Below are 14,551 nucleotides of genomic sequence, written 5' to 3'. Positions count from 1 at the left end.
CGCGGACGGAGTGGGAGTCTCGGGATGCTTTTCTAGTATTCGGGGTCGAACTTGGAGAGCGTGGCGGCCACGAACCGGCTGCGCTGCTCCTCGTCGTCGAGGTGGGCCTGCAGGCGGGCCAGCAGTTCGCCGGCCGATTCGGAGCGGGCCGACTCGGTCTCGATCAGCAGCGAGGCGATGGGCCCCACTTCGTGCGCGAGGGCCTCGCGGATGCGGACGAGCTGGGCCGGACTGATGCGAAAGCTGCGCTGGGTCACGAGGGCGCCGGGGCCGGAGGGCGGTGCGTCGAGCGGGGCAGGGGCGCTGTCGAGCCCCATGGGGCTGGTGTCGTCGCCCGGCAGGCGGCGGACGGCCCACGAGGCCAGCCATTCCTCCCGTTCCCGCGGGTTCACGAGCAGCCGGGCCGCCGCCGCCATGAAGTCGTCCTCCGTCCTCGCCTGGGCGGCGAAACGTTGCAGGTGCGGGCCGATGTTCACGTTCAGGCGCTTGCGCAGCGAACGTTCGACACGGGCCAGGAGGCGGGGGTGAATCGGGTCGGACATCGGGCCACCGGGGACAGGAACCGGAATTCTATGCCGCAAAACTGCACGCCCATGCACTTATTGCCGGGGGCTTGTGGTGTGGGTGCCGCGAGTTGTAAGCGGTCGATACCGCGAGGGGGTGGGGCTTACTTGGCCAGCGCCTTGAGCGCCTGCTTGATGCCGTCGCTGACGCCCACGTCCGCCGGCAGGCTCTTGAGCGCCGCCGCCGCCTCGCGGTCGCTGTAGCCGAGGGCCACCAGCGCCTGGAGAATGTCCGCCTGTGCATCGCTGGCGACGTGCGCCGGCAGGGACAGGTCGGGCCCGAGCTTGCCCTTGAGTTCGAGCAGCAGGCGCTCGGCGGTCTTCTTGCCGATGCCGGGCACCTTCACGAGCCGGCCGGCCTCCTGGAGCGACACCGCCTGGGCCAGCTCGGACACGCTCATGCCCGACAGCACGGCCAGCGCCATGCGCGGGCCCACGCCGGTGATCTTGATCAGCTGGCGGAACGTGGTGCGTTCGGAGGCGGTCAGGAAGCCGAACAGCACCTGGGCGTCTTCCCGCACCACGAAGTGCGTCAGCAGCACGACGCGTTCGCCGAGCCCCGGCAGGTTGTAGAACGTGCTCATGGGCACGTCGACCTCGTAGCCGACGCCATTGACGTCGACCAGCACCTGCGGCGGGTTCTTCTCCGCGAGCTGCCCGCTCAGGCGGCCGATCATCGGCGGAACAGGCCCAGGCGCTGCGCCTCGAGGGCGGCTTCCGCGCGCGAGCTGACGTTGAGCTTGCGGTAGATCTGCTTCACGTAGTCGGCGATGGTGTGGCGCGACAGGTTCAGCTGCACGCCGATCTCGGGCAGCGTGAAGCCCTTGGCCACCCACAGCAGCACCTCGTTCTCGCGGTCGGTCAGCGAGACGTGGGGCAGGTTCTGCGGTCGCTCCTGCGGCTTGTTCTGGGCCGCGAAGTACGCGATGACGCGGCGGGCGATGGACGGCGACAGCGGCGGTTCACCCTGGCTGATGCGCTGCAACTGCTCGACGAAGTGCTCGCGCGGCTGCTCCTTCAGCAGGTAGCCGAAGGCGCCGGCCTGCAGCGCGGGGAAGAGGTGGTCGTCGTCGTCGTGGATGGTGACCACGACCGACTGGGCCTCGGGCTGGTTCTCGCGCAGCGCCGCCACCACGTCCACCCCCGAGCCGTCGGGCAGGCCCAGGTCGATCAGGGCGACCTCGAAGCGTTCGGCGCTGACGAGCGCCAGGGCGTCGTGCACGCGGGCGGCTTCCGACACCTGCGCGTTCGGGAACACCTGCAGGGCGAGCGCTTTGAGCCACGAGCGGATCTCGGGCAGATCTTCGAGCAACAGGATTTTGTTCATGGCGGTACCCGGCAGGTGGATGCGTGCGTGCGCCCGCGGCGCGGGGAATATCGTAACAGCCGGGGCCTGCGCTGGGCAGACCCCGTGCACAGGGATTTCCGGGCCTCAGAGTGGCAGGGTCAGCCGGATCACGGTGCCGTAGCCCGGGCCGGATTCGACGAGGCACTGCCCCTGCATCTGCTTGGCGCGGTGTTTCATGCTCGCCATGCCGTGGCCCCGGTCGAGCTTGCCGTCGAGTTCCATCGGGATGCCCTTGCCGTTGTCCTGCACGACCAGCACGAAGTCGTGTTCGCCCAGCGTGCAGCGCACCTTGCAGTGCGAGGCGCCGCTGTGCTTGATGACGTTGCTGATGGCCTCGCGCAGGATGCGGGTGGTCTGCACGAAGGCCCGGGCGGACAGCTGCTGCGTCAGGTCCTCGTTCGGGCTGCGCCAGTCGGCCTCGACGCCGGCCTGGCCCAGGCGCAGCACGGTTTCGGCGCGCCAGTCCGCCAGCGCGTCGGCCACCGGCAGCGGTTTGCCCGTGAGGCCCTTGACCGACAGGCGCATCTCCTCGAGCGCCTCGCGGGCGAGCGACGAGATGCGTTCGGATTCGCTGGTGTGGACGATGGTGAGCAGCTTGGCGCCGAGGTCGTCGTGCAGGTCGCCGGCGATGCGCTTGCGTTCCTTCTCGGTGACCTGCTCGACCCGCAGCTCGGCCATCTGCGCGTAGTTGCGCTCCATCTCGGCGGTGGCCTCGGCGACGCGGCTTTCGAGGGAGTTGCGGGCGGCCTCGGCGTCCTGCAGCGCGCGGCTGAACGAGCGGAGCTGGCGGGTGCTCAGCACGATGAACACGACCGGCATCGCGAAGTGCGACAGCTGCAGCCGCATCGGGTCGAGCAGGTTGTGCTGGATCGCCCGTTCGAGGAGCAGCAGCACGCCCATGCTGGCCACCGTGACGGCCATGATCCAGAATTCCTCGCGCCGGTGGTGCCACACGGCGTACAGGTAGAGGCCCATGGTGGCGATGGCCTCGACCACCATCAGCAGCTGCCACGCGCTCATCACGACGAACAGGCGCTGCGGGCCCGCGAGCAGCAGCGTGAGCGGCACCAGGATGCACTGCAGCACGAGGCCCACCTCGAGCGTGCGCGAGCGCAGGTTCGCGTAGCTCAGCATGAACTGCACGCCGAAGGCTGTGACGAGCGCCCAGCCCGCGCCCGAGATCAGTTCGACCGTGCCGTTGTCGAAGGGCAGGTCGCGCACCAGCATGCGGATGGCCAGCAGGTTCCACATCAGCGTGAGCAGGCCGAACCAGATCAGGTGCGGCTCGCGGCGGTTGAGCCAGCCGAGGCACAGCACGAGCAGGCCCAGCATGGTGGTGGCGATGGTGATGATCTCGACGATGGTCAGGCGCCAGAAGCGGTACGAGGTGTACTCGGCCCGGAGCACGTCGTACGGCCCCACCTTCACGGCCGACATGCCCCCCGCGCGCTGGCGGGTGGACACCTTCTGGAGCTGGTAGCCCATCACCTTGATGTCCAGCACGTTGGTGCCGTCGCGCAGCAGCGCCGACGGCAGCGCGGCCAGCTGCGGGTAGTAGCAGTTGCGGGTGAGGGGCTCGACCATGCTGCCGCCGCTGAACACCATCTGGCCGTTCAGGTAGACCTCGGCGTTGCTGCACACCCGTTCCATGTAGACGGCCATCAGGCGGCTCGGCTGGGCCGGCGCCTCGAACTGCACGCGGTACCAGACGGGGCCGTCTTCCTTGGGGCGGCTGGTCCACCAGTCGTCGGGCAGGCGCACCTTGCGCATCGCGCGGTCGGCGGGGAAGTGGGCGTCGTCGCCGGCCACGGTCAGTGCCGAATTGAAGATGCGCAGCTCGCCCTCGATCGTCATGGCCGGTGGATCGGCCTGGGCGGCGCAGGGCAGCACCACCCCGGCGAGCAGGCACAGCAGCAGGGCGCGAAGCGCGGCGGCGAAGCGGTCGATGGCCCGGGCGGGGCGGGTGTGGGGGTGCATGGCCGGTCATTGTGCAGGAGTTGCCGCGTGCAACCGGCCGCGGCCCGGGCGACAATCCGCGGCCGGCCCCCCCGTTTCGCGGGGGGCCTCCGCCGCCGTTCCCACCCGAAAGCCACCCGCCCGTGATCCTGCGCCACGAGTTCCTTCCCGTCGACAACAACCGGCTCTCGCACCTGTGCGGCAGCATGGACGGCCACCTCCGCGACATGGAGACGGTGCTCGGCGTCAGCATCTCCCGGCGCAACGAGTTCTTCCGCGTCGAGGGGCCCAAGGTGTCGGCCGAGCGGGCGATGGCGCTGCTGCAGGCGCTCTACGCCCGCGCCGACGCGCCCATCCCGCACGAGGAGTTCCAGCTCTCGCTGATGGACACCGAGCGCGGCCGCCCCCCGAAGGCCGACGGACGCGACACCGGCCCGGCGCTGCGCACCCGGCGCGCCGACCTGATCGGCCGCACCGACAACCAGCGGCTGTACCTGAACAACATCCAGCAGCACGACATCACGTTCGGCATCGGCCCGGCCGGCACCGGCAAGACCTTCCTCGCGGTGGCGTGCGCGGTGGACGCGCTCGAACGCAGCGCGGTGCAGCGCATCATCCTGTCGCGCCCGGCCGTCGAGGCGGGCGAGCGGCTCGGCTTCCTGCCGGGCGACCTCTCGCAGAAGGTCGACCCGTACCTGCGCCCGTTGTACGACGCGCTGTACGACCTGATGGGCTTCGACAAGGTGGGCCGGGCGTTCGAGAAGGGCCAGATCGAGATCGCCCCGCTCGCGTTCATGCGCGGCCGCACGCTGAACCACGCGTTCGTGATCCTCGACGAGGCGCAGAACACCACCCGCGAGCAGATGAAGATGTTCCTCACCCGGCTCGGCTTCGGCAGCCGCTGCGTGGTCACCGGCGACGTGAGCCAGATCGACCTGCCCCGCGGCGTCGACAGCGGCCTGATCGACGCCGAGCGCGTGCTGCGCCGCGTGCGCGGCGTGGCCACCACCCGCTTCACGTCCGCCGACGTCGTGCGCCACCCGCTCGTGGCGCGCATCGTCGAGGCCTACGACATCGCCTCCAGCGACCGCAACTGATCCTCCGTTCCGCCATGGCACGCCCCGACCTCTCCCTGTCCCTTCAGTTCGCCGACCCGCGCCACCGCGCGCACCTGCCGCGGCACAAGGTGATCCGCTGGATCCGCGCCGCGCTCGAGTCGCCGGCCGAGATCACCGTGCGCATCGTCGACGCCGAGGAAGGCCAGGCGCTCAACCGCGACTTCCGCCAGAAGGACTACGCCACCAACGTGCTGACGTTCGACTACAGCCACGAGCCCGTGGTGGTGGCGGACCTGATCCTGTGCGCGCCGGTGGTCGAGACCGAGGCGGCCGCCGAGAAGGTGACGCTCGAGGCCCATTACGCCCACCTGCTGGTGCACGGCACGTTGCATGCGCAGGGGTACGACCACGAAGCGGACGACGAGGCCGAGGTGATGGAAGCGCGCGAAACCGAGGTGCTCGCGGACCTCGGCTTCGCCGACCCCTATCGCCGCCGCTAGGCTGCTGGCGACAGCACGTGCCCGACGTTCGCGGGCACGCCGCCGGCCAGCAACTGCCGGTACACCGCCTCCACGTCCGCCAGGCCCCGGCCGGCCTGCACGGTGAGCCGTTGCGCCACCCATGGCGCGAAGTCCGCCCAGCGGTCGGCCACGCGCCGCGCGATCTCGTCGCGTCCCCAGTCGCGCCCGCGCTGGCGCAGCCGGTCCGCCGCCGAGAAGAACGGGGGCGGGTGGGCCTCGGGCGTGGCGTCGCGGTGCGTGAAGCCCACGGCGAGGCGCCAGGCCGACGGATCGTCGAGGTGGTCCCGCACGCGCTGGCGCAGTGTGCCGCTGCCGGCGAAGTCCACCGTGGCGGAACACAGGCCGCGCGGCAGCGCGTCGAGCCGGTCGTAGGGCAGCACCGTGCCGAAACAGCCGAGGCCCTGGACGAACGCGAGGTTCGCCGCCGACGTGAGCCCGGCCACGGCCATGCCCCGCTGCTGCAGCAGCCACGCGAGGCCGAGGGCCGTCTTGCTCGACGCGCTGGTCAGCACCACCTGCTCGGGCGGCGGCGTGACGTCGCCGAGCAGGTCGTCGATCAGGAACGACGTGATGAACACCGGGCGCAGCAGCGCCTGGATGGCCTCCAGGTCCGGGCGCCAGGCCGGGTCGCCCGACGTGCGCAGGTACAGGTTGTAGGCCGCGGGCAGCGCCTGCCGGTGTCCGGTGGCGTCGACCAGGCTGTCGGGGGTCAGGCGCACCGGCGTGAGCCGCGCGTGCGTGGCCATGGGCCAGTAGCCGTAGAGCCGTTCACCGGGTGCGATGCCGTCGCACGCCGATGCGATCACGTCGGCGAATCCCCAGGCGGGGACCACGCCCCACGGTGCCTCGGCGGGGAAGAAGCGCCAGTAGCCGAGCTGGTCGCCGAGGTCGGCGTACGTGGTGTTGTTCGCGGTCAGCGCGAAGGTGTCGACCCTCAGCACCACCTCGCCGGGGGCCGGGGGCGCTTCGGTGTTCGACAGCACCGCGGTGCGCGAGAGGTCGCCGCGGTCGACGGCGAACGTGTGGCAGAGGATGTCCATGGCGGGGCCTCGTGAAACACAGAGGCCTCCATCCTCGCGTGCGAACGGCCGGGAACGTGTCGCGGGCGCGACGGAAACGCGTGAACCTTGTGTGACGGCGCTCAGGGCCGCCGCGAGGTGCTCAGGTACCGCTTGCGCCAGAAGAACCACCCGAGCGCGATGCCCACGAGCACCATCACCACCGTGGCCGCCCACACGCCGGTGCTGCTGTGGATGAGTGGCAGTGCGTCGAAGTTCATGCCGAAGAACCCGGTGATCAGGTTCAGCGGCATGAAGATGGCGGTCAGCACGGTGAGCGTGCGCATGATGTCGTTCGTGCGGTTGCTCTGGGCCGAGAAGTGCATCTGCACCGCGGCCTCGGCCGACGACTCGAGCCGACGCACGTGGGCCAGCACGCGCTCGATGTGCTCGAGCACGTCGCGCGAGCGCACCCGCAGCAGCTCGCGCTCTCGCGTGGCCTGCGGGTCGGCCTCGCCCGGCCATTCATCGAGTGCGTCGATCCACTCGACGATCGCGCTGCGCTGGTCCTCGCAGGTGTCTTCCAGCAGGTGCAGCGCGTTGCGCGAATCGAGGAACACCTGCCAGCTGTCGAAGTGGCTGCGCGGGTTCAGCAGCTCCTGCTGCAGCTGGTCGAGCTGCTTCGTGAGCAGCCGGCGCAGCTCGAGGTAGCTGTCGACCATGTGGTTGATCATGCGCAGCATCAGGTCGGCCGGCGTGGTGGGCAGGCGCATCAGCGCGGGGCGCTGGTCCTGCCGGGGTTCCGCGCCCACGGTCATCTGCTGCAGCTTGTTCGCGAAGAAATCGCGCACCATGCAATCGGTGGGGTGCACGGTGATCAGCACGCCGTCGAACACCGCGAAGCCCACCGGGCTGGTGTCGATGGCGGCGAGTGCTTTCTTGGCAGAGCTGTGCGTGCCGGTGGTCTCGTCGAGGAACAGGCCGTTGGTGCCCGCGCCGGCCGCGAGCCGGCGGAACACCATCAGGTCGTACCACGAGGTGTAGTCGAAGTGGGACGGCAGCTGGCTGTTGAGCAGGTCGGCGATGTGCAGGTCCACCAGCTGCCCGCCCGTCCAGCGCTGCAGCGCCGCCTGCAGCGTGGGCGTGCTGACCTCGAACTCGCGACGGGCCGAGCCCACCCACAGGTAGCCGGTGGCCGGCAGCTGGGCGGGCAGCTCGGCGAGTTCGGTGAACTGGTCGGGCAGGATGTGGAAGATGCGCATGCGGCGGATCAGCCCTCGGCGCGCAGCTTGCGGGCCGCGTCGCGGGCGAAGTAGGTCAGCACGCCGTCGGCGCCGGCGCGGCGGAACGCCAGCAGGCTTTCCATCATCACCGCGTCGTGGTCGAGCCAGCCGTTGGCGGCCGCGGCCTTGAGCATCGCGTATTCGCCGCTCACCTGGTAGGCGAACGTGGGCACGCGGAACTCGTCCTTCACGCGGCGCACGATGTCGAGGTACGGCATGCCGGGCTTGACCATGACCATGTCGGCGCCCTCGGCCAGGTCGAGTGCCACCTCGCGCAGCGCCTCGTCGGTGTTGCCCGGGTCCATCTGGTACACCTTCTTGTTGCTCTTGCCGAGGTTGGCAGCCGAGCCCACGGCATCGCGGAACGGGCCGTAGAAGGCGCTGGCGTACTTGGCGCTGTACGCCATGATGCGCGTGTGGACCAGCCCGCGCGACTCGAGGGCCGTGCGGATGGCGCCGATGCGCCCGTCCATCATGTCGCTGGGCGCCACGATGTCGACGCCGGCCTCGGCCTGCACCAGCGCCTGCTGCGTGAGCACGGCGACGGTCTCGTCGTTGAGGATGTAGCCGGTGGGGTCGAGCAGGCCGTCCTGGCCGTGCGACGTGAACGGGTCGAGCGCGACGTCGGTCAGCACGCCCAGTTCGGGGAAACGCTTCTTCAACTCGCGCACGACCGTGGGCACGAGGCCTTCGGGGTTCGTGGCCTCGCGGCCGTCCTCGGTCTTGAGGCCCCCCTCGATCACGGGGAACAGCGCGAGCACGGGGATGCCGAGCTTCACGCAGTCCTCGGCCACGGGCAGCAGGCGGTCGAGGCTCAGGCGCTGCACGCCGGGCATCGAGGCCACGTCGATGGCCTGGTTCTGTCCGGCCACCACGAACACGGGGTAGATCAGGTCGCTCGGGTGGAGGCGGTGCTCGCGCACGAGCGAGCGGGTGAATTCATCGCGGCGGAGGCGGCGCGGACGCGAGGCGGGGAAGGGCGGCGGGGTGTGCACGGCAGTGGGTCCGGATCGAAGTGTCGAGACGGAAACATTGGGCAATGTTCCATCGCGTCATAGTAGGCACGTACGTGTATTTACGGTGCCTCGGGGCTTCAACAGCAGTGTCTGCTTCTGCTAAAGTTGTCATCGAATGATAGCCGCAAGGTTTTCATTCCCTGCTTTTCCTCCCTGAGCAGGAGCCTTGCCGTGATGACAGCGATAAGGCTTTTCGGCCCCAGCCCATTGGCTGGGGCTTTTTTCATTCCGGGCTTCATTTGCATGCCGCGTGGTCCGCACAGTGGTCCTGCGCGTCTCGTTTTTGCAACCGCACATGCCAAGCGTGCGACATGCGCACGAGACTCAAACCTTCATTTTTCTTTACGTGCAGGCCGCGGTTCCAGGCTTCGCGGGCCTCGATCGAGTCCCCCGCCATAATCGGCACGATGGACAGCCTGTACTTGTGGGTCAAAGCCCTGCACCTGATCTTCGTGGCCAGCTGGTTCGCCGGTCTCTTCTACCTGCCGCGCGTGTTCGTGAACCTCGCGATGGTGCCGCAGGACAGCCACGCCGAACGCGAACGCCTGCTGCTGATGGCCCGCAAGCTCTATCGTTTCATGAGCCTGCTGATGGTCCCGGCGCTGCTGCTCGGCCTGTGGCTGTGGCTGGGCTTCGGCCTGAAACACGGCGCGTGGCTGCACGCGAAGCTGGTGCTGGTGGTGATGGCCATCGGCTACCACCACGCGTGCCGGTCGCTGCTGCGCAAGTTCGAGACCTTCGCGAACCAGCGCAGCGAGCGCTGGTTCCGCGTGTTCAACGAGTCGGCGGTGCTGATCTTCGCGGCCATCGTCGTGCTGGTGGTCGTCAAGCCCTTCTGAGATGGCCTCACCGCGCCACCGCAGCTCCGCCGCGCCGCTGGCCGGGCTGTATGCCGCGCTGATCGTCTACGCGAGCCTGTCGCCGTTCACCGGCTGGGGCCTGCCGAACCTCGTGCCCTGGTTCGGCTTCGGGCACATGCCCTGGCCGCGGTACTGGACGGCGTTCGACGTCGTCTCCAACCTCGTCGGCTACATGCCGCTCGGCGCGCTGCTGTTCGGTGCCGTCGTGCGCAGCGGCGGGCGCACCGTCGTCGCGGCGGTCGTGGCGATCACGGGTGGCGCGCTGCTGTCGTTCCTGATGGAGAGCCTGCAGAACCTGCTGCCGCAGCGGGTGCCGTCGAGCCTCGACTGGGTGCTCAACACCGGCGGCACGGTGGTCGGCATGCTGCTGGCGCTGGCCATCCACGCGCTGGGCGGCCTCGACCGCTGGCAGGTCGTGCGCGACCGCTGGTTCATCGACCGCAGCGCCGGCGGCATCGCGCTGCTGCTGCTGTGGCCCGTCGGCCTGCTGTTCCCCACCCCGGTGCCGTTCGGCGTGGGGCAGGTGCTGTTCAAGCTGCAGGAACTGGTCGTGGCCGCGCTCGCCGAAACGCCGTGGGACGACTGGGCCGACGGCTGGTTGACGGCCACCGCGTCGCTCACGCCGCTGTCCCGCGCCAGCGAATGGCTGGTGGTGGTGCTCGGGGTGCTGTCGCCGGTGCTGGTGTCCTTCACCGTGGTGCCGGCCGGATGGCGCCGCGTGGTGCTCGTGGCGGGCGCGGCGCTGCTCGGCTTCCTGGCCACCACGCTGTCGACCGCGATGAACTTCGGGCCGCAGCATGCGCTGACGTGGCTCACGGCGCCCACGTTGCCGGGCCTCGCGGTCGGCATCGCGGCGGGCATGCTGCTGTGGCGCATCCCGCGGCGCGTGGCGGCCGCGCTGGGTCTGATCGCACTCACCGCGCTGGTGCTGCGCGTGACCCAGGCCCCCACCGACCCGTACTACGCCGAGAGCCTGTTCGCCTGGGAGCAGGGCCGGTTCATCCGCTTCCACGGCCTGGCGCAGTGGGTGGGATGGCTGTGGCCGTACGCGGCGCTCATGTACCTCTTCGGGCGCGTCGTGGCCCGCGATCCCGCGCCGAGTCCGCGTGCGGACCAATGACTTCGCCTGGTGCGGCGATGGCCCCAGTCCTTAGAATCGAAGGATGAGCTATTTCGAGCGACACATCTTCTTCTGCCTGAACCAGCGCGAGAACGGCGAGGCCAGCTGCGGCGACCACCAGCCCCAGGTCGCCTTCGACCACTGCAAGAAGCGCGTGAAGGCCGAGGGACTCGCCGGTCCGGGCGGTGTGCGCGTGAACAAGTCCGGCTGCCTCGACCGCTGCGCCGGCGGGCCCGTCGCCGTCGTCTACCCGGACGCCGTCTGGTACACGTTCGTCGACAACAGCGACATCGACGAGATCGTCGAGTCGCACCTGAAGAAGGGCGTTGTGGTCGACCGCCTCGTGCTGCCCGACTCGGTGGGCCGCTGAGATGCCCACCTCCCAGCGCCTGACCATGCCCGGCCCCGCCGGCGCCCTCGAGATCGTCATCGACACCCCCGACGACCCGCCGCGCGGCGTGGCCGTCGTCTGCCATCCCCATCCGCTGCAGGGCGGCACGCTCGACAACAAGGTGGCCGCCACGCTGGCCCGCGCGTTCGTGCAGCTCGGTTACCGCGCGGTCCGATTGAACTTTCGCGGCGTGGGCGCCTCGGAAGGCCAGTGGGACGAAGGCCGGGGCGAGGTGGACGACGCGCTCGCCGTGATCGCCGCGCAGCGCGACCCGTCGCTGCCGCTGGCGCTGGCCGGGTTCTCGTTCGGGGGGTACGTGGCGTCACAAGCGGCCTCGGAACTGCCCGAAGACCGGAAGGCCATCGGCCTCGTGCTGGTGGGCCCGTCCACGCTGAAGCAGAAAGTGCCGCCGGTGCCCGAAGGCACGGTGGTCATCCATGGCGAGGCCGACGACGTTGTCCCTCTGTCGGCCACGCTCGACTGGGCCCGTCCGCAGTCGTTGCCGGTGGTGGTGATCCCCGGTGCCGGCCATTTCTTCCACGGGCAGCTGCCGCTGCTCAAGACCCTGGTGGTGCGCAGCTGGCCTCACTGAACGAGACCGGCACGCCTCTGGTGTTCCCGATATTCCAGGCCGTCAGGCCGAACCGATCCATCCGCTGAACCGCTCCACACATGAAAAGAACACTCGCTCTCTTCCTCGGCCTGGCCCTCTCCGCCGCCTCCGCGTTCGCGCAGATGCCGACGCCGCCCGAGGTGGCCGCCAAGAGCTACATCCTGCTCGACCTCACCACCGGCCAGACCCTCGCCGAGCGCGAGGCCGACGCCCCGGCCGACCCGGCATCGCTCACGAAGCTGATGACGGCCTACGTGGTGTTCGCCGCGCTGAAGGAACACAAGCTCACGCTCGAGCAGACGCTGCCGGTGTCGCTGCGCGCGTGGGAAGAGCGCAAGGGCGGCGGCTCGCTGATGTTCATCGAGCCGCGCATGACGCCGAAGGTGTCCGACCTGCTGCGCGGCATGATCGTCAACTCCGGCAACGACGCGTCGGTGGTGCTGGCCGAGGGTGTGGCCGGCACGGTCGACCAGTTCGTCGGCATGATGAACCGCCAGGCCCAGGCCTTCGGCCTGAAGAACACCTCGTTCAAGAACGCCACCGGCCTCACCGAGTCGGGCCACCAGAGCACGGCCCGCGACATGGCCGTGATCGCCTCGCGCATCATCAGCGACTTCCCCGAGTACTACCCGATCTACTCGACCCGCACGTACCGCTACGAGAACGCCCCGGCGTCGAACCAGAACAACCGCAACGTGCTGCTGCTGCGCGACCCGAGCGTCGACGGCATGAAGACCGGCTACACCTCGGCCGCCGGCTACTGCCTCGTGGCGTCCGCCCAGCGCGACTTCCCGAACCTCGGCGCCACCGGCGCGGCCGGCGGCAAGCGCCGCCTGCTGAGCGTGGTGCTGAACACCGCGTCCATGGACGCCCGCGCGAACGAAAGCCAGAAGCTGCTGAACTGGGGCTTCCAGGCCTTCGACACCGTGCGCCTGTTCGAGGCCGACCGCGCCATCTCCACGGTGCCGGTGTGGAAGGGCAAGTCCAACGAGGCCAAGCTCGGCGCCACGGGCGCGGTGTTCGTCAGCGTCCCGAAGGGCGAGGGCGCCAAGCTGCAGACGAAGGTCGAGCGCACCGACCCGCTGGTGGCCCCGCTGCAGAAGGGCCAGAAGGTCGGCATGGTGCGTGTCACCACCGCCAGCGGCGCGAAGGTGGCCGAACGGCCGCTGGTCGTGCTGGAGGGCGTCGAGGAAGCCGGCATCCTGGGGCGTGCCTGGGATGCGCTGCGCCTCTGGATCAAGTAACCTGAACCACCACCCCGTTCCACGGAGGCCGCATGTCCGACATTCCTGACAGCCTGTGTTACCTGAACGGCGAGTTCGGGGCCTTGCGCGACATGAAGGTCTCCGTGCTCGACCGGGGGTTCCTGTTCGGCGACGGCATCTACGAGGTGATGCCGGTCTACGGCCGGCGCATCTTCCGGTTCGACGACCACATGGCGCGGCTCGCCCGCAACCTCGGCAAGATCCGCATCCCGAACCCGCTCTCGTCCGCCGACTGGCTGGCGGCCAGCCGCCGGGTGATCGAGGCGGCCGCCGCCGAGGACCAGCTGCTGTACCTGCAGGTCACCCGGGGGGTCGCCCCGCGCGAGCACACGATGCTGCCGGACCTGACCCCCACGGTGTTCATGATGACCACGCCCACGCGCGCGGCCACCCCCGAGCAGCGCCACCAGGGCGTCGCCTGCATCACCGCCCGCGACTTCCGCTGGGAGCGAGGCGACCTCAAGACCACGTCGCTGCTCGGCAACGTGCTGGCGCGGCAGATGTCGGCCGACCACGGCGCCGTCGAGACCATCCTGTTCCGCAACGGCATGCTGACCGAGGCGTCCAGCAGCAACGTCTGGATCGCCTCCGAAGGGGCGCTGCTCGGGTCGCCGAAGAGCGAACACGTGCTCGAAGGCATCCGCTACGAGGTGCTGCGCGAGCTGTGCGAGGAAGAAGGCATCGCCTACAACCTGCGCCCGCTGTCCGAGGCCGAGGTGCGGGCCGCCGACGAGGTGATGCTGAGCTCCACCAGCAAGGAGATCCTGCCGGTCACCCGCATCGACGGCGAACTGGTGGGCCATGGCGCGATGCGGGGCAAGCCGGGCCCGGTCTATGCGCGGCTGTACGAGGCCTACCAGCGCGCCAAGCGCGCCCAGTCCATTTGACCGTTGAAACCGGGGGCGAGGCCCCCATCTGTGCCGGATGAGTTTCCCGATGCAAGACATTCCGCCCGAGCAATCGCTCATCGAGTACCCGTCTAAGTTCCCCATCAAGGTGATGGGCCTGAACGTCGACGGCTACGTGCACGCCATCACGCAGATCGCGGAGCGGTTCGACCCCACGTTCGACCCCGCCACGGTGGAGTTGCGCGCGAGTTCGGGCAACAAGTACCTGGGCGTGACCATCACGGTCACCGCCACCAGCCGCGAGCAGCTCGACGAGCTGTACCGCACGCTCACCACACACCCGTTCGTCCGCACCGTGCTGTGACGCCGTGCCGGTGACAATCACCGGCATGAAGACCTTCCTGCTGTTCGCCGCCACCGCCCTCGCGGAGATCGTCGGCTGCTACCTGCCCTGGCTGTGGCTCAAGCAGGGCCGCTCGCCCTGGCTGCTGCTGCCCGCGGCCGCAAGCCTCGCCCTCTTCGCCTGGCTGCTCACCCTGCACGAGACGGCCGCCGGCCGTGTCTACGCCGCGTACGGCGGCGTCTACATCGGCGTGGCGCTGGTCTGGCTGTGGGCGGTGGATGGGGTGCGCCCCACGGCCTGGGACGCCGCCGGCGTCGCCGTGGCGCTCGCCGGCATGGGGTTGATCATGTTCCAGCCGCGCTGAAGAC

17 protein-coding genes are annotated in these 14,551 nt (G+C 69.6%); 10 read left to right on the top strand and 7 right to left on the bottom strand.

From position 1 onward, the window contains the following. Window positions 1–32: 32 nt before the first annotated feature. The 4 genes from A4W93_RS26360 to A4W93_RS26345 all read right to left on the bottom strand — a co-directional run bounded on the left by A4W93_RS26360 (window position 33) and on the right by A4W93_RS26345 (window position 3,888). A complete protein-coding gene (locus tag A4W93_RS26360; protein WP_085753435.1) occupies window positions 33–542 on the bottom strand; it encodes a DUF8082 domain-containing protein in 510 nt (169 codons plus the stop codon). Window positions 543–667: 125 nt separating this feature from the next. After that, a complete protein-coding gene (gene ruvA, locus A4W93_RS26355) occupies window positions 668–1,240 on the bottom strand; it encodes a Holliday junction branch migration protein RuvA (RefSeq protein WP_085753434.1) in 573 nt (190 codons plus the stop codon). Beyond that, window positions 1,237–1,890, bottom strand: coding sequence for a response regulator (locus tag A4W93_RS26350; protein ID WP_056667628.1), 654 nt, complete (start codon window positions 1,888–1,890; stop codon window positions 1,237–1,239). Before A4W93_RS26350 ends, ruvA begins: the two co-directional genes overlap by 4 nt. A 105-nt stretch (window positions 1,891–1,995) precedes the next feature. Next, entirely contained in the window at window positions 1,996–3,888 is a 1,893-nt protein-coding gene (locus tag A4W93_RS26345) for a sensor histidine kinase (protein WP_085753433.1), read from the bottom strand. A gap of 122 nt (window positions 3,889–4,010) precedes the next feature. Here A4W93_RS26345 and A4W93_RS26340 point away from each other — a divergent pair, with 122 nt between their 5' ends. Beyond that, a complete protein-coding gene (locus A4W93_RS26340; RefSeq protein ID WP_085753432.1) occupies window positions 4,011–4,964 on the top strand; it encodes a PhoH family protein in 954 nt (317 codons plus the stop codon). Window positions 4,965–4,978: 14 nt separating this feature from the next. Continuing rightward, window positions 4,979–5,425, top strand: coding sequence for an rRNA maturation RNase YbeY (ybeY, locus tag A4W93_RS26335; protein ID WP_085753431.1), 447 nt, complete (start codon window positions 4,979–4,981; stop codon window positions 5,423–5,425). Here ybeY and A4W93_RS26330 read toward each other — a convergent pair. The 3 genes from A4W93_RS26330 to hemB form a co-directional block, all read right to left on the bottom strand. Next, window positions 5,422–6,486: a DUF2855 family protein gene (locus tag A4W93_RS26330; RefSeq protein ID WP_085753430.1), complete on the bottom strand. Its 1,065-nt coding sequence runs from the start codon at window positions 6,484–6,486 to the stop codon at window positions 5,422–5,424. The genes ybeY and A4W93_RS26330 overlap by 4 nt on opposite strands. A 101-nt stretch (window positions 6,487–6,587) precedes the next feature. Then, window positions 6,588–7,706 carry a CorA family divalent cation transporter gene (locus tag A4W93_RS26325; RefSeq protein ID WP_085753429.1) on the bottom strand — a complete coding sequence of 373 codons (1,119 nt, stop codon included), beginning with the start codon at window positions 7,704–7,706 and terminating at the stop codon, window positions 6,588–6,590. Window positions 7,707–7,714: 8 nt separating this feature from the next. Continuing rightward, window positions 7,715–8,722 (bottom strand): porphobilinogen synthase, encoded by a 1,008-nt coding sequence (hemB, locus tag A4W93_RS26320; RefSeq protein WP_085753428.1) that lies wholly within the window; start codon window positions 8,720–8,722, stop codon window positions 7,715–7,717. A gap of 428 nt (window positions 8,723–9,150) precedes the next feature. On the opposite strand from hemB, the gene A4W93_RS26315 reads away from it, so the two are divergent. The 8 genes from A4W93_RS26315 (at window position 9,151) to A4W93_RS26280 (ending at window position 14,547) form a co-directional block, all read left to right on the top strand. Then, entirely contained in the window at window positions 9,151–9,582 is a 432-nt protein-coding gene (locus A4W93_RS26315) for a CopD family protein (protein WP_085753427.1), read from the top strand. 1 nt (window position 9,583) lies between these two features. Further along, entirely contained in the window at window positions 9,584–10,723 is a 1,140-nt protein-coding gene (locus A4W93_RS26310) for a VanZ family protein (protein ID WP_085753426.1), read from the top strand. A gap of 43 nt (window positions 10,724–10,766) precedes the next feature. Then, complete coding sequence (locus A4W93_RS26305) at window positions 10,767–11,093, top strand: (2Fe-2S) ferredoxin domain-containing protein (protein ID WP_085753425.1); 327 nt, start codon at window positions 10,767–10,769, stop codon at window positions 11,091–11,093. A 1-nt stretch (window position 11,094) separates the two neighbouring features. Further along, entirely contained in the window at window positions 11,095–11,706 is a 612-nt protein-coding gene (locus A4W93_RS26300; RefSeq protein WP_085753424.1) for an alpha/beta hydrolase, read from the top strand. Between the two features lie 80 nt (window positions 11,707–11,786). Then, window positions 11,787–12,971 (top strand): D-alanyl-D-alanine carboxypeptidase family protein, encoded by a 1,185-nt coding sequence (locus tag A4W93_RS26295; protein WP_085753423.1) that lies wholly within the window; start codon window positions 11,787–11,789, stop codon window positions 12,969–12,971. Window positions 12,972–13,003: 32 nt separating this feature from the next. Next, on the top strand, window positions 13,004–13,879 hold the full coding sequence (locus tag A4W93_RS26290) for a D-amino acid aminotransferase (protein ID WP_085753422.1): 876 nt from the start codon (window positions 13,004–13,006) through the stop codon (window positions 13,877–13,879). Between the two features lie 49 nt (window positions 13,880–13,928). Beyond that, window positions 13,929–14,204, top strand: coding sequence for a YbeD family protein (locus A4W93_RS26285; RefSeq protein WP_085753421.1), 276 nt, complete (start codon window positions 13,929–13,931; stop codon window positions 14,202–14,204). A gap of 25 nt (window positions 14,205–14,229) precedes the next feature. Next, window positions 14,230–14,547, top strand: a complete 318-nt coding sequence (locus tag A4W93_RS26280; protein ID WP_085753420.1) for a YnfA family protein — start codon at window positions 14,230–14,232, stop codon at window positions 14,545–14,547. The last annotated feature ends 4 nt before the right edge of the window (window positions 14,548–14,551 follow it).

Source organism: Piscinibacter gummiphilus (genome assembly GCF_002116905.1).
Lineage (GTDB): Bacteria > Pseudomonadota > Gammaproteobacteria > Burkholderiales > Burkholderiaceae_C > Rhizobacter > Rhizobacter gummiphilus.
This window is presented reverse-complemented; position numbering and strand designations above follow the sequence as displayed.

Coding starts and splice junctions, on each gene's coding strand:
- A4W93_RS26360 (WP_085753435.1), bottom strand. CDS start 542: ATGTCCGACCCGATTCACCCCCGCCTCCTGGCCCGTGTCGAACGTTCG.
- ruvA (WP_085753434.1), bottom strand. CDS start 1,240: ATGATCGGCCGCCTGAGCGGGCAGCTCGCGGAGAAGAACCCGCCGCAG.
- A4W93_RS26350 (WP_056667628.1), bottom strand. CDS start 1,890: ATGAACAAAATCCTGTTGCTCGAAGATCTGCCCGAGATCCGCTCGTGG.
- A4W93_RS26345 (WP_085753433.1), bottom strand. CDS start 3,888: ATGCACCCCCACACCCGCCCCGCCCGGGCCATCGACCGCTTCGCCGCC.
- ybeY (WP_085753431.1), top strand. CDS start 4,979: ATGGCACGCCCCGACCTCTCCCTGTCCCTTCAGTTCGCCGACCCGCGC.
- A4W93_RS26330 (WP_085753430.1), bottom strand. CDS start 6,486: ATGGACATCCTCTGCCACACGTTCGCCGTCGACCGCGGCGACCTCTCG.
- A4W93_RS26325 (WP_085753429.1), bottom strand. CDS start 7,706: ATGCGCATCTTCCACATCCTGCCCGACCAGTTCACCGAACTCGCCGAG.
- A4W93_RS26315 (WP_085753427.1), top strand. CDS start 9,151: ATGGACAGCCTGTACTTGTGGGTCAAAGCCCTGCACCTGATCTTCGTG.
- A4W93_RS26310 (WP_085753426.1), top strand. CDS start 9,584: ATGGCCTCACCGCGCCACCGCAGCTCCGCCGCGCCGCTGGCCGGGCTG.
- A4W93_RS26305 (WP_085753425.1), top strand. CDS start 10,767: ATGAGCTATTTCGAGCGACACATCTTCTTCTGCCTGAACCAGCGCGAG.
- A4W93_RS26300 (WP_085753424.1), top strand. CDS start 11,095: ATGCCCACCTCCCAGCGCCTGACCATGCCCGGCCCCGCCGGCGCCCTC.
- A4W93_RS26295 (WP_085753423.1), top strand. CDS start 11,787: ATGAAAAGAACACTCGCTCTCTTCCTCGGCCTGGCCCTCTCCGCCGCC.
- A4W93_RS26290 (WP_085753422.1), top strand. CDS start 13,004: ATGTCCGACATTCCTGACAGCCTGTGTTACCTGAACGGCGAGTTCGGG.
- A4W93_RS26285 (WP_085753421.1), top strand. CDS start 13,929: ATGCAAGACATTCCGCCCGAGCAATCGCTCATCGAGTACCCGTCTAAG.
- A4W93_RS26280 (WP_085753420.1), top strand. CDS start 14,230: ATGAAGACCTTCCTGCTGTTCGCCGCCACCGCCCTCGCGGAGATCGTC.